This window comes from Enterococcus sp. 3H8_DIV0648, assembly GCF_002140655.1.
Classification (GTDB): domain Bacteria; phylum Bacillota; class Bacilli; order Lactobacillales; family Enterococcaceae; genus Enterococcus_A; species Enterococcus_A hulanensis.
On the sequence record NZ_NGLG01000001.1, the window covers coordinates 3,580,834 to 3,594,052 of the forward strand.

11 protein-coding genes are annotated in these 13,219 nt (G+C 43.4%); 10 read left to right on the forward strand and 1 reads right to left on the reverse strand.

Translation table 11 applies throughout. The features are described from left to right. Nucleotides 1–172: 172 nt before the first annotated feature. Together A5875_RS16275 and A5875_RS16280 are read left to right on the forward strand one after the other, a co-directional pair. The gene (locus A5875_RS16275) at nt 173–460 is read left to right on the forward strand and encodes a hypothetical protein (RefSeq protein WP_171004999.1); all 288 of its coding nucleotides are present in this window, start codon (nt 173–175) and stop codon (nt 458–460) included. 15 nt (nt 461–475) lie between these two features. Then, nucleotides 476–1,669 carry an MFS transporter gene (locus tag A5875_RS16280; RefSeq protein ID WP_088934559.1) on the forward strand — a complete coding sequence of 398 codons (1,194 nt, stop codon included), beginning with the start codon at nt 476–478 and terminating at the stop codon, nt 1,667–1,669. A gap of 57 nt (nt 1,670–1,726) precedes the next feature. Here A5875_RS16280 and A5875_RS16285 read toward each other — a convergent pair whose 3' ends face one another. Continuing rightward, nucleotides 1,727–2,545: a hypothetical protein gene (locus A5875_RS16285; RefSeq protein WP_088934560.1), complete on the reverse strand. Its 819-nt coding sequence runs from the start codon at nt 2,543–2,545 to the stop codon at nt 1,727–1,729. A 298-nt stretch (nt 2,546–2,843) separates the two neighbouring features. On the opposite strand from A5875_RS16285, the gene A5875_RS16290 reads away from it, so the two are divergent. The 8 genes from A5875_RS16290 to nagE all read left to right on the forward strand — a co-directional run bounded on the left by A5875_RS16290 (nt 2,844) and on the right by nagE (nt 13,152). Continuing rightward, a complete protein-coding gene (locus tag A5875_RS16290; protein WP_088934561.1) occupies nt 2,844–3,890 on the forward strand; it encodes an aspartate-semialdehyde dehydrogenase in 1,047 nt (348 codons plus the stop codon). 265 nt (nt 3,891–4,155) lie between these two features. Then, nucleotides 4,156–5,835 (forward strand): ribonuclease J, encoded by a 1,680-nt coding sequence (locus tag A5875_RS16295; RefSeq protein ID WP_088934562.1) that lies wholly within the window; start codon nt 4,156–4,158, stop codon nt 5,833–5,835. A gap of 124 nt (nt 5,836–5,959) precedes the next feature. Beyond that, nucleotides 5,960–6,166, forward strand: coding sequence for an MJ0042-type zinc finger domain-containing protein (locus A5875_RS16300; protein ID WP_088934563.1), 207 nt, complete (start codon nt 5,960–5,962; stop codon nt 6,164–6,166). Nucleotides 6,167–6,252: 86 nt separating this feature from the next. Beyond that, nucleotides 6,253–7,680 carry an MFS transporter gene (locus A5875_RS16305; RefSeq protein WP_088934564.1) on the forward strand — a complete coding sequence of 476 codons (1,428 nt, stop codon included), beginning with the start codon at nt 6,253–6,255 and terminating at the stop codon, nt 7,678–7,680. Between the two features lie 136 nt (nt 7,681–7,816). After that, a complete protein-coding gene (locus tag A5875_RS16310) occupies nt 7,817–9,148 on the forward strand; it encodes a DRTGG domain-containing protein (protein WP_088934565.1) in 1,332 nt (443 codons plus the stop codon). A gap of 13 nt (nt 9,149–9,161) precedes the next feature. Continuing rightward, nucleotides 9,162–10,124, forward strand: coding sequence for a DHH family phosphoesterase (locus A5875_RS16315; protein ID WP_088934566.1), 963 nt, complete (start codon nt 9,162–9,164; stop codon nt 10,122–10,124). A 196-nt stretch (nt 10,125–10,320) separates the two neighbouring features. Then, nucleotides 10,321–11,172: a PRD domain-containing protein gene (locus tag A5875_RS16320; protein ID WP_088934567.1), complete on the forward strand. Its 852-nt coding sequence runs from the start codon at nt 10,321–10,323 to the stop codon at nt 11,170–11,172. A 3-nt stretch (nt 11,173–11,175) separates the two neighbouring features. Beyond that, entirely contained in the window at nt 11,176–13,152 is a 1,977-nt protein-coding gene (gene nagE / locus A5875_RS16325) for an N-acetylglucosamine-specific PTS transporter subunit IIBC (RefSeq protein ID WP_088934568.1), read from the forward strand. The last annotated feature ends 67 nt before the right edge of the window (nt 13,153–13,219 follow it).

A 13,219-nucleotide genomic window follows, 5' to 3' on the forward strand; every position in this document is an offset into this window, starting at 1 on the left:
AAAAAGGATGTCAGTCCAACTTTTCCCAGTTTATAAGAAAAGAGGGAAAGAAAAAGCCTAACTGAAATGAAGTACAAAGAACTAGTTGGATGATATACGGCTTGAAAATCGAACTTATTTTTCGTGAACTAGGAAAAATAAATTCTTTATTATGAAAAAGGAGTGATTATTCATGAAGAAATGGACATGTGCAATGATCGAACGATTGGAATCGGCCTACAGGGTACGGTTTGAAAAGGAAGCAGTTTTAGTTTTTCTAAATGATGCTTATCAGAATGCTTTGATGCTGAGAAAGGATTATACGCAGGAAAATGACGAAGCACTTACCGATTTTTTAGCGGCGTTTGACCACACGCGAGATTTATTTATTAGTCAAGCGGTGGATCGTTATCCGTCTAACTATAATAAGGTCGCGGAAAAAATTTCTGATTTGAAAAAATTAAATGAGAGTATCGCATAATAATGAGAGTGGGTAATGAAAATTAAGGAAGAAGAAAAGTTATTCAATAAAGGTTTTGTCACAATTACAATTATCAATTTTGTCGTCTTTTTAGTTTATTATTGTTTTGTCGTGATCACGGCGAAATATGCAACACAGAGTTTAGGAGCAACGACCGCACAGGCAGGATTTGCGGTGGGAATCTATATTATCGGAACATTGCTGGCTCGTTTATATATCGGAAAGAAATTGGAATTATTCGGCCGCCGAGCAGTCCTGCGTTACGGCGCACTATTTTATTTGATTACTACGGCCGCCTATTTGATCAGCAGCAACATCTTTATTTTAGATGGTGTGCGTTTCTTAAATGGGTTTGGTTATGGGGCGGTATCGACAGCGGCCAACGCTATCGTCACGGCTTATATTCCGGAAGCAAAATATGGCGAAGGAATCAATTATTACGGGTTGAGTACCAGTTTGGCCGCAGCGATTGGTCCGTTTATCGGGTTGCTTTTATTGCCGCTGGTTGGTTTTAAAGCGATCATCGTTCTTGCTGTCATTTTAGCTTTTATCACTGCGATAGCTTGCTTCAAGTTCAAAGTAGAAAATATTGTTTTAACTGAAGAGCATCGAGCAAGAATCAATACATTTAGTTTAGAAAGCTTTATTGAGCTCAAAGTCCTGTTTATTGCCGGCATTGCCTTTTTAATTGGGATCGCTTATTCGAGTGTTTTAGGTTTTCTTTCGATTTATGCGGATCAGTTGCATTTAGTAACAGCCGGTGCCTTCTTCTTTGTGGTTTACGCATTGGTGGTTACTGTGACACGGCCAATGTCAGGGAAAATTTTTGACAAGCACGGTGAGAACGCCGTGATGTATCCAAGCTTTATTTGTCTGACGATCGGCTTGCTTTTGTTAGCCTTTACCGGAAACGCGGTTGTCTTATTGGTTGCCGGAGCGTTTGTAGGGTTGGGGTATGGTACCTTTATGGCGAACGGTCAAGCAGTCACCTTGAAGCTCGTTGACACGGCTCGGATCGGTGTAGCCCTTTCGACTTATTTCATTGGGCTTGATCTGGGCTTAGGGGTTGGACCTTATTTATTGGGAGCGATCAAAGGAATCTTAGGCTCTTATCAGCATATCTATATTTTCTGTGCTGTGATCCCGCTGATCGTTGCTGTTTTGTACATGGTCTTTTATCGACCAAAGAAGGCTTTGGAAAATGTGTAGATAAGAATAAAAGCACGGGATCAGCTAAATTGCTTAGCCGTTCTCGTGCTCTTTTTATTAATTATTTGTCAGTTTTTTGTTGATCAATTCTTTAAGCTGGTGATTATTGTTTAAGTCAGCATAGTAATCGGCCTGCTTTAATAACTGAACTTGTTCGGCGAGATCTTCTTGGATAATGGCTTTTTCAAAGAACAATTCTTCCAAACCAGCGGACAGATTTACTTCTAATAAGGTTTCGATTCCTTCATCACAAAGCTCATTGGCTTTTTCCTGATTTCCGCGATCGGCGTAGTAACAAGCTGCATGATAATAAGATGGACCTAATTGTAATTGAGTATTCATTTTTTCCTCCAATTGTTCAGCGCGTTCAAAAAAAATGCGTGCGCGCTTTTTTTCTTCGTTTGCTTGATAACAAGTGGCTAATCCCCTGAGTACTAGCGGTTCATAGCGTTTTTCATCGTGTAAAAAAGTATAGGCTCGTTGAAAATAGTAGACGGCTTTTTTGGTATCGTGATTGCCGAATAGATTTGCATAGGCTCGAAAATACAACAGGTGGCCAACGATTCGTGCATTGTTGTAAGTAATTTTCTTTCCATAAGTATCCAACAAAAATAAAACACTCGAAAACTCTTGACGTAAATGTAAGCTGCGGACGATGTTCAATAAGGAAACTTCTGTTAAAAGGGTGGCTTCTGGAAAAGCCTGATGATAGAAAATGTTCAACTTTCCACAAAGATCTAAAATAACCTCTAACGCGCCTTCATTTTTTACTTCAATCAGTTCTAATTCGGCTGGTGGACAGATTGCACTAAAAGTATCACGTGGTAAACCAGCATCTTCGCGCATCTGCTTAATGATAAACCCGTTAACTTCCATTGATCGACCTCCTGTGAATAACGCTTCTGTATTAATTCTAAAGCTTTTATTAGAAAACTACAATAAAATTATTCAATAATCTTCGTTTTTTTAAAACTTTTTACAATATTTTGATTAGAAAGTTTATTTTATCTTTGTTATATCAATTATTTAGGTCAATCGAACTGTTGGAAAATAAGACTAATATTGTGTTGAAAGTTTTAACAATTTGAATGAAGCAGAATAATGAAAGATGACTTGCGTTTCGGAACAAATATGATAAACTGTTAAAATACTATGAAACGAAAGAGTGATTATGATGAGAAAAATGAACGTTGCAGTCGTCGGCGCTACTGGCGCAGTAGGAACACAAATGATCAAGCTATTAGAAGATAGTTCTTTGCCATTAGGTACAGTAAAATTTTTGGCTTCGAAGCGTTCTGCTGGAAAGCAACTTTCATTTAAAGGCGAGACCCAAACGATCGAAGAATTAGTACCTGATTCATTCGAAGACGTTGATCTTGCGCTATTCTCAGCAGGCGGCGGAATCTCTGCCAAGTTTGCACCAGAAGCAGTTAAACGCGGAGCGGTCGTAGTGGATAACACCAGCCATTTCCGAATGGACCCAGAAGTACCATTGGTGGTGCCGGAAGTGAATCCGGAAGCCTTGCGCAATCATAAGGGTATCATCGCCAATCCTAACTGTTCGACAATCCAAATGATGGTAGCCTTGGAGCCGATTCGCCAAGCCTATGGTTTGAAACGAGTGATCGTATCAACTTATCAGGCGGTATCAGGCGCTGGGAATCAGGCGATGGAAGAATTGAAACAGCAAACGCGAGACTTCTTAGCTGAGAAGCCTGTCGATGAATGGAAGGCAGATATTCTGCCGTGCGGCGGTGACGAGAAGCATTATCCACTAGCCTTCAATGCTCTGCCTCAAATCGATGTATTCGCCGATGAAGGCTACACGAATGAAGAATGGAAAATGATCAATGAAACGAAGAAAATCATGGAAGATGACGCGATCAAGGTCTCAGCGACTTGTGTCCGAATTCCAGTGATGAGCGGACATTCCGAATCTGTCTACATTGAAACGGAGAAAACTGCGACGGTAGCAGATATCCAAGCCTTGATCGCCAAAGCACCCGGCGCGGTGTTGGAGGATGATCCAAGTCAGCAAATCTATCCGCAGGCGTTGAACAGTGTCGGTAAAAAAGGCACATTCGTTGGCCGGATTCGTAAAGATCCAGATGAGGAAAAAGGTGTGCATCTTTGGGTCGTGTCCGATAACTTGTTAAAGGGCGCTGCCTGGAACTCGCTGCAAATCGCCGAAACAATGTATGACATGGGTTTATTTGAATAGAAGCCAAAAAGCGTGAGTAATGATTCACGCTTTTTTTGTGTTTTGAAAATACCGACTATTCTAGCTTGAATGAATAGAAAAATCCGTTGCCAAAGTAAGATTCTTTTAAAGGAGAGCAGGCATTCATTTCCCATCAATGGTTTTTCAGAAAAAATCATGTATAATAGCTAATGAGTATAGGCACAGACCGAACTGATTACGGGGTCTGAGGAAGCTGAAAACAATAGATAAATCTATTATAGAAAATTTTAGAGAGGTGGATTTTTTGAGTACAGTCAAAATAATTCCCTTCAGCGGAGTACGTGAAAATGGTAAAAACATGTACGCGGTTGAAGTGGATAACGATATTTTCGTCCTAGATTGCGGACTGAAATATCCAGAAAATGAATTGCTGGGAATCGATGTTGTGATTCCTGATTTTACCTATTTAATTGAAAATGCGGAGCGTGTGGCGGGGGTCTTCTTGACTCATGGACATGCGGATGCGATCGGAGCACTGCCTTATTTAGTATCTGAGGTGGCAGTACCGGTCTTCGGAACGGAATTGACGATTGAGTTAGCCAAATTAAACGTGAGTCAAAATGAAGAAAGCAAAGGCTTTAAAGATTTTCACGTGATCGACGAGCATACAGAGATCGATTTTGGCACTGCGGTCATCAGCTTTTTCCGAACGACCCATACAATTCCTGATTCTGTGGGGATCAGCTTGAAAACGGCTGAAGGCAGTGTGGTTTATACTGGAGACTTCAAATTTGATCCGACTGCGATCCCAATGTACGCGACGAATTATCGTCGGTTAGCTGAGATCGGTTCGGAAGGCGTTTTGGCGTTACTGAGTTCTTCATCTAATGCTGAAAATCCGATCCAAGTCGCTTCTGAACGAGAAATCGCCAGCGAAGTTTACGATACCATCAATGAATGGGACGGCCGAATCATCGTGGCTAGTGTCGCCAGCAACCTGCAGCGCGTGCAGCAAATCCTAAACGCAGCAGAAAAAGCTGGACGCAAAGTCGTCTTGACCGGACAGGATTTAGATCGCATCATCAAAACAGCGATGCGTCTGAATAAGTTAGAGGTTCCTGAAGATATCTTGATTACGATCAAGGAAATGAAGAAATATGCGCCAGAAGAATTGATCGTTTTAGAAACAGGCCGCATGGGTGAACCGATCAAGTCATTGCAAAAAATGGCGAATCGTTCTCACCGCAATTTGAAGATTGAAGATGGCGATCTCGTTTACATCACCACGACACCGACGATCGCGATGGAAACAACTGTCGCGAAAACCGAAGACATGATCTATCGTGCTGGCGGAATTGTGAAGAGCATCTCTGAAAACTTACGCGTTTCTGGACATGCCAACCCGCGTGATCTGCAAATGATGATGAACTTTATGTCGCCGAAGTATTTTATTCCGGTACAGGGGGAATATCGTCAACTGGCTGCTCATGCTCGTCTGGCAAATGAAATGGGTATTCCGTTTAAGGACATTTTCATTACCGGCCGCGGCGATGTGCTGGAGTACAAAAATAAACATATGAGTGCTGCCGGCAGCGTACCAGCGGACAATATCATGATCGATGGGATCGGTGTCGGAGATATCGGCAATATCGTATTACGCGATCGTAAAGTGCTGTCAGATGATGGGATCTTCGTTATTGTAGTAACGATCGACCGCAAACTGAAAAAAATCGTATCGGCACCGCAGATTACTTCTCGCGGCTTCGTCTATATCAAAGCCAGTCGTGATTTGATCAAGGAAAGCGCCGAAACGACTAGTGAGATCGTAGAAAAGCATCTGCATTCGGATGATTTCGAATGGAGCAAATTAAAACAAGATATCCGCGATCAGCTGAGCCGCTATTTATTTGAACAAACCAAACGTCGTCCAGTGATTCTGCCAGTTATCATGGAGGCAAATCAACGTCGCGGACGCCGCAAATAATTACCTCTAAAGTATCTCTCATCATTTTTTGATCGGAGATGCTTTTTTTAATACTTACCACTCTGTTTTTTTGGCAAAAAGGAGTATTATTGTAGTAGTAGCAAATGTAGAGAGGGCTGGTTATATGTTGGAAAAACCATTAAAGTGTCCAAATTGCGGCACCCATTTTTTTGTTGATGAAATATTAAATGTTCAGGAACATCCGAAAGAAGCAATGCCGGTGGAGTGCCCCAATTGCCATCATGTTTATGAAAAGAGAATAACGAATGGCTATTTCATGACTTTTGAAGATCGTGAACATGGAAAATATGATAAACAAACGGGAGAGTAATCTCTCGTTTTTGTTTTGGTTTGCTTTTTTTGAAGACTATCCTTTAGAATAGCTATGGTCTATTTTTGTGGAAGGAAGTCTTTTTAATGAAAACCTATCAAGATGATCCAGTGGTTCAAAAGAATCGCTGGTGGATTTTAGTGTCTGTCGCGATGTTTACCTTTATGTCCACCTTGGACTCTAGTATCGTAAATATCGCGCTGCCGACGATTTCAAAGGATCTGGCAGTGCCGATGAATAAGGCCGAATGGGTCGTGTCGATCTATCTGATGATCGTCTGTGCTTGTCTGCTGCTTTTCGGAAAAGTCGGAGACAGCTTTGGCAAGATCAAGGTATATCGAATCGGTACGCTCATCTTTACTTTAGGATCGCTGCTGTGCGGCTTCAATCATTCATTGGCGATGCTGCTTTTTGGCCGGGTGATTCAAGGGATTGGCGCCAGTATGACGATGGCAACTAATACAGGGATCACGACTGAGGTCTTTCCGATGAATGAACGAGGAAGAGCGTTAGGTGCAATCGGTGCGTTTGTCTCACTAGGCTCGATCGCAGGACCGGGAATCGGCGGGTTGATCTTGGCGCATTTTTCTTGGTCGTATATTTTCTGGATCAATGTTCCGGTGGGAATTTTGACGATTCTGATCGGTGAAAAGTTTTTACCGAAGGATATTACGATGTCCAAGAAGAAGATCGATTGGCTGGGGTTTGTCACGTTTGCCGTAACGATCATGAGCTTTTTTGGTGCGGTCTTTATCGGACAAGAGGTGGGGTATGTTCACACCTTGCCGTTGATTTTGCTGATCGTTGCGATCGTGTTTTTCATCTGCTTTATTCAAGTGGAAAAGCGAAAAGAATATCCGTTATTGGTATTTAGCATTTTGAAAAATAAAATGTTTACCATGAGCTTGATCACCGCGCTGTTGATTTTTTCGGCCAACTTTTTCGTGAACGTGGTCATGCCGTTTTACTTGCAAAATGCGCGGGGCTTGAGCGCCAGCTATGCGGGATTATTGATGATGGTCTTTCCTTTCTTGATGGTCATCGGTTCCCCCTTGAGCGGATATTTGACGGATAAAATCGGACCGCAAAAACTGGTTTTGATCGGCTTGACGCTGTTATCTATCACGCAATTATTGTATGTCTTCATGAATCAGCTGAGTCCGATCTGGTACTATGTGTTGGCAACGGCGATCATGGGAATGGGTAATGCGCTGTTCCAATCTCCGAATAACACGATCGTCATGAGCAGTGTTGAAAAGGAAAACCTTGGAGTAGCCGGCAGTATGAATTCATTCGCTAGAAATCTTGGCATGGTCATCGGGATCGCGTTATCGACGACGATTCTATATAGCGGGATGAGCGCGTCTTATGGTCAACGGGTAACGACTTATATTGATGGTCGGCCGGATATTTTTATCTTTGGAATGCGGGTGACCTTCATGGCCTCTTTGGTAATCTGTGTCATTGCCTTGGTGATCTCGCTTGTGCGTTTCAGTAAAAAAGCGGTGAATTAAAAAATTTACTAGTACAAAAGAAGTTGATTGTTACTTGAATGGTAACGGTTGACTTCTTTTTTTTTAGGTACTCTGTTATACTGGTTTTGCTAAGCTGTACTAATACGATAGATAAATGCTATAACGGGAGGAAACTATGGCGACAAAACATGATTTGATTTTAGAACATATCGAAAATCTGCCAGTGGGCGAGCGTATCTCTGTTCGCAGTATTGCCAAGAATCTAAGTGTCAGTGAAGGGACTGCTTACCGCGCGATCAAAGACGCGGAAAATATTGGTTTGGTATCGACGATCCAACGGGTAGGAACGATCCGGATCGAACGAAAATTAAAGAAAAACATTGAGCGCTTGACCTTTGGTGAGGTGGTTCGCATCATTGAGGGCGAAGTTTTAGGCGGTTCAAACGGATTAGACAAGGACTTGAATAAATTTGTTATCGGTGCCATGACGGAAGATGCGATGCGCCGTTATATCACGCCGGGGTCATTATTGATCATCGGAAATCGTGAAGGTGCGCAAAAATTAGCGCTGCAAGATGGGGCTGCTGTGCTGATTACCGGTGGTTTTGATACGACGCCGGAGATCGCGAAGCTGGCGGATGATTTGGAATTGCCTGTTTTGAGTACGACCTATGATTCATTTACTGTGGCAACCATGATCAACCGGGCATTGAGTGACCAATTGATCAAAAAGGATATTATGCAGGTCAGTGATATTTATACGCCGTTGGAAAAAACGGTCTATTTAGAGGCGGGCGATACGATCTCGAATTACCATCATCTGTCTGAAAAAACCGGTCATTCACGTTTTCCTGTGGTGAATAAAAGTATGCGGGTTTTAGGCGTCGTAACAGCCAAGGATGTTTTAGGCAAAGCGGAAAATCAAATGATCGACCGCGTAATGACTCGTGACCCGAATGTCGTTAAACAAAGCATGAGTGTCGCCTCTGTCAGTCATCAAATGATTTGGGATGGACTTGAAATGATGCCGGTGGTGAAAGACGATCTTTCATTAGTGGGAATGGTCAGCCGTCAAGACGTGATGAAGGCGATGCAGCTGGTGCAGCGGCAACCGCAAATGTCCAACACGATCTCTGATCAAATCGTTGGCGATATCGTAACCGTCGATACGGACCGCGAGGACAATCTGCTGGAAAATCCTTATTTCAAATTTGAGGTTACGCCCCAGATGGTCAATAGTGTCGGGACGATTTCATTCGGTGTCTTAAGCGAGATCGTCGCCAATGTGGCGCAACGAAGCATCCTGATGGATCAGCGCCGCAATACCTTGATTGAACAAATGAATCTGCATTATTTACGCTTGATCCAATTGGAAAGCGAGATTGAAATACATTCGAAAACTTTAGAACTAGGCCGGCGTTCAGCCAAGGTGGATTTGGAAGTCTACATCGACAATGTGATCGTTGCTAAAGCGATCGTGGTCTGCCAAGTGATGGAGCGTTCTTAGAAAGAGGAATCAAATGACAATTACAGAAGAAATTTTACAGATGATTAAACAATACGATCGGATCATTATCCATCGGCATATGCGGCCAGATCCGGATGCGCTGGGTTCACAGTGCGGACTCGCCGAGATTCTGCGGGCGAACTTTCCAGAAAAGGAAGTTTACCAAGTCGGCGGATCGGTGGAAGGTTTGGATTTTCTAGCTGAAATGGATGAGATTGCTGACGATTTGTATCAAGGGGCTTTAGTGATCGTGACCGATACGGCGAACGCGCCGCGAATCAGCGATGAACGTTACGGCCTTGGAGAGAAGCTGATCAAAATCGACCATCATCCGAATGATGATCCTTACGGTGATTTGCTTTGGGTCAATACAAAAGCCAGCAGCTGCAGCGAGATTATCGCAGACTTTGCCTTTGCAGAAGGGTTAACGATGACAGAAAATGCGGCGCGCCTGTTATACGGGGGCATTGTCGGTGATACTGGCCGCTTTTTATATCCAGCAACGACTTCTCATACCTTGCGAGTAGCCGCGAAACTGTTGGATCATGGCTTTGACGCGACGAAGCTGAATCGCGAGCTCGACCAGATTTCATTAAATGTTGCGAAGCTGTCAGGCTACCTTTACCAGAATTTGCAGATCGATGAGAATGGTGCCGGCTATGTCTTTTTAGATCAAGCCATCTTAAATAAATATGGGATCAAGGATTCTGATACGGCAGCACTTGTGCCACTGCCGGGAACGATCGATGCTGTCATGGCTTGGGCCGTTTTTGTCGAGCAGCCGGAAGGGTATTATCGTGTCCGCCTTCGTTCTAAGGGTCCGGTCATCAATGAACTTGCCAAACGCTATCATGGCGGTGGCCATCCATTAGCCAGTGGAGCCAACGCGAAGGATCAGGCGATGTGCCAAGAAATCTATCAAGAAATCCAATTTTTGTGCGAAAACTATCAAAAAAATGAAGATTCTTTAAATTAATTTGTGAAAAAGGTGTTGACAAAACTTCCATTGGTCTATACAATCAGAAGTGTTAACAATACTGTTTCATGTGACTAGATAATACTAGGCATGGAAAGAAACGCAAGGAGTCCTCCTTGTGCTTCTTTCCATGCCTTTTTACTTGGCCGGTAACTAGTCAAAACAGTGAAATTATTCTGCAGAATGAGGAAAGAAAATGAAAATCAAAAAGATATTGAATCAAAATGCAGTGCTTGTCGACGATCGCGGAGAAGAAAAGATCGCCATCGGTAAAGGTGTTGGCTTCAATAAGCAAAGAAATGATCTGCTTTTTTCCCGTGAGATCGAGCGTTTGTTTGTGATGGAGCCGGAAGGACAGCAAAAGTTACAGACCTTATTAAATCAAATAAATGAATCCTATTTTTTTGCTGCAGAAGCGATCATTGACCATGCGGAGACTGTTCTGATGGAGAAGCTCAATGAGCACATCTTCATTTCGTTAACAGACCATATCGCCTTTGCAGCCCAAAATATCGCTAATGGAATCGTGATTCGCAACAAGCTTTTAAGCGAAATCGAGATTCTTTACGGTGAAGAATTTGGCATTGCGCAATGGGCAGTCGATTACCTGAATCGGACGTTAGAGATTCCTTATGGGTATGACGAAGCTGGTTATATCGCGATCCATATCCACAGTGCTCGCACGGGGAAAAATAATAATCACGACAGTATCAGAGAAGTCACGATTATTTCCGATGTGATCCATTTGATCGAACAAGAGTTAGACGTAAATATCCATTCGCGTGAAATGGCTTTGGATTACTCTCGTCTAGCCAATCATCTGCGTCTGTTACTGCAGCGGTATCAGAATCAGCGTTATGCTGTTTTGGATCAGGACATTATCGAAATGGTCCGCAGCAAGTATCCCGAGAGTTATCAAGTGGCAAAGAAGATTCGGGTCTTTTTGATGAAGCATTATCAGTTAGCGATCACGACAGAAGAGCTGGGCTATGTAGCGATTCATGTCGAGCGATTGCGAAAAATGAAAGAACAAGAAGGAGAAGAATAAAATATGAAAGCATATATGCAGCGCATGGGGCGTTCGTTAATGTTGCCAGTAGCAGTTCTGCCGGCGGCGTCCATTTTAGTTGGGATCGCCAACTGGATCGTCGGAATGGGTGTTACCAACGTGGCGACCACATTCTTGATGAACAGCGGGTTAGCAATTTTAGATAATTTGGCATTACTGTTTTCAGTCGGTTTGGCTTTAGGGATGTCAAAAGACAAGGACGGAGCCGCAGCTTTGGCTGGTTTAGTAGCCTATCTTGTTCCAAAGGCGGTTTTGGCGCCGACTTCGGTTCAAGCATTGTTGGGCCTGAAGGATATCGCAGATGTGAATCCGGCCTTCAACAGTATGGGAAACAACGTATTCGTAGGGATCATCGCCGGATTAGTCGCAGCCGAAATGTATAATCGTTTCAGCGGTGTTAAACTTCCGATGGCGTTGTCGTTCTTTAGCGGAAAACGTTTAGTACCGATCATGTCGGCATTAGGTATGTTAGCTATTTCGGCCGTTTTATTATTTGTTTGGCCGGTGGTTTATAATGTATTAGTTAGTTTGGGTGAGGGTATCTCAGGATTAGGCTTTATCGGAGCAGGACTGTACGGATTATTCAACCGTCTGTTGATTCCGACCGGCTTGCACCACGCATTAAACTCAGTATTTTGGTTTGACGTTGCCGGCATTAATGATATTGGAAACTTCCTGGCCGGCCAACAAGCGATTGACCAAGGATTGGCGATCGTTGGTAAAACAGGGATGTACCAAGCTGGATTCTTCCCAGTAATGATGTTCGGTTTACCGGCAGGAGCATTAGCGATCTATCAATGTGCTCGCCCAGAAAAGAAAAAAGTTACGGCATCATTAATGATCGCTGCTGCTTTCGCTTCTTTCTTCACAGGGGTTACTGAGCCGTTGGAATTCTCATTCATGTTTGTGGCATGGCCAGTGTATGTTTTACATGCTATTTTTACCGGCTTGTCTTTAGCAGTAAGTGCGTTCTTCCATTGGACTGCTGGGTTCGCCTTCAGTGCCGGCTTTGTTGATTACTTCTTATCATTAAAAAATCCTGTCGCAAATCAGCCATTTATGCTGATTCTACAAGGTTTAGTCTTCGCAGCGATTTACTATTTTGGTTTCCGTTTTGCGATTACTAAGTTCAATCTGATGACACCAGGCCGCGAAGAAGGCGATGGTGAAGAAACACCGGATATTGATACAACAGGCGGCGGCAAGCACGCAGCGATGGCAGAAAGAATTTACAATGCCTTAGGCGGCGCAGCAAATGTGACAGCAATCGACAACTGTACAACGCGATTACGTTTGCAAGTGAATGATACTGGTGCGGTCGATCAAAGCAAGATCAAAGCCACTGGTGTTCCTGGATTGAAAGTGATCGATGATAAGAATATTCAAGTCATCGTCGGTACGGAAGTCCAGTTTGTGGCAGACGAGATGAGTCGTCTGCATGGCGGCGGAGGCGGTTCTCGGGCCGTTGTCGAGCAGACGGTTGAAGTAGAAGAAGCACCTAAAGCACAAGCAATGTTTGCGGTAGCGCAAGGACGCTTAGTGCCGATCACTGAAGTTTCTGACGATGTCTTCTCAGAAAAAATGATGGGTGATGGGTATGCGGTATTGCCAACTGCTGGTGAAATCTTCTCGCCTGTGTCAGGGACGATCTCGAATGTCTTTCCTACGAAGCATGCGGTGGGAATCACTACTCCTTCTGGCATTGAAGTGCTATTGCACATGGGGCTGGATACAGTAGATCTAGGCGGCAAGCCGTTCACTGTCTATGTGACAGCTGGACAGCATGTTGGACGCGGACAAATGATCGCGAAGGTCGACTTGGAAGCTGTTGTTGCAGCAGGCAAGAAGACGGATATGATCGTGGCATTAACCAATATGGATAAAGTCGATAAGTTTGAATTGGTTGAGCAAAAGGATGTTCAAGCAAATGACATTATCGGTGAATTAACAAGTAAATAAATCAATTCAAGAGCTGTGTTTTTACGACACAGCTCTTTTTTTTGTTTTCGATCAATAGATTTCCTGT

Coding starts and splice junctions, on each gene's coding strand:
- A5875_RS16275 (WP_171004999.1), top strand. CDS start 173: ATGAAGAAATGGACATGTGCAATGATCGAACGATTGGAATCGGCCTAC.
- A5875_RS16280 (WP_088934559.1), top strand. CDS start 476: ATGAAAATTAAGGAAGAAGAAAAGTTATTCAATAAAGGTTTTGTCACA.
- A5875_RS16285 (WP_088934560.1), bottom strand. CDS start 2,545: ATGGAAGTTAACGGGTTTATCATTAAGCAGATGCGCGAAGATGCTGGT.
- A5875_RS16290 (WP_088934561.1), top strand. CDS start 2,844: ATGAGAAAAATGAACGTTGCAGTCGTCGGCGCTACTGGCGCAGTAGGA.
- A5875_RS16300 (WP_088934563.1), top strand. CDS start 5,960: ATGTTGGAAAAACCATTAAAGTGTCCAAATTGCGGCACCCATTTTTTT.
- A5875_RS16305 (WP_088934564.1), top strand. CDS start 6,253: ATGAAAACCTATCAAGATGATCCAGTGGTTCAAAAGAATCGCTGGTGG.
- A5875_RS16310 (WP_088934565.1), top strand. CDS start 7,817: ATGGCGACAAAACATGATTTGATTTTAGAACATATCGAAAATCTGCCA.
- A5875_RS16315 (WP_088934566.1), top strand. CDS start 9,162: ATGACAATTACAGAAGAAATTTTACAGATGATTAAACAATACGATCGG.
- A5875_RS16320 (WP_088934567.1), top strand. CDS start 10,321: ATGAAAATCAAAAAGATATTGAATCAAAATGCAGTGCTTGTCGACGAT.
- nagE (WP_088934568.1), top strand. CDS start 11,176: ATGAAAGCATATATGCAGCGCATGGGGCGTTCGTTAATGTTGCCAGTA.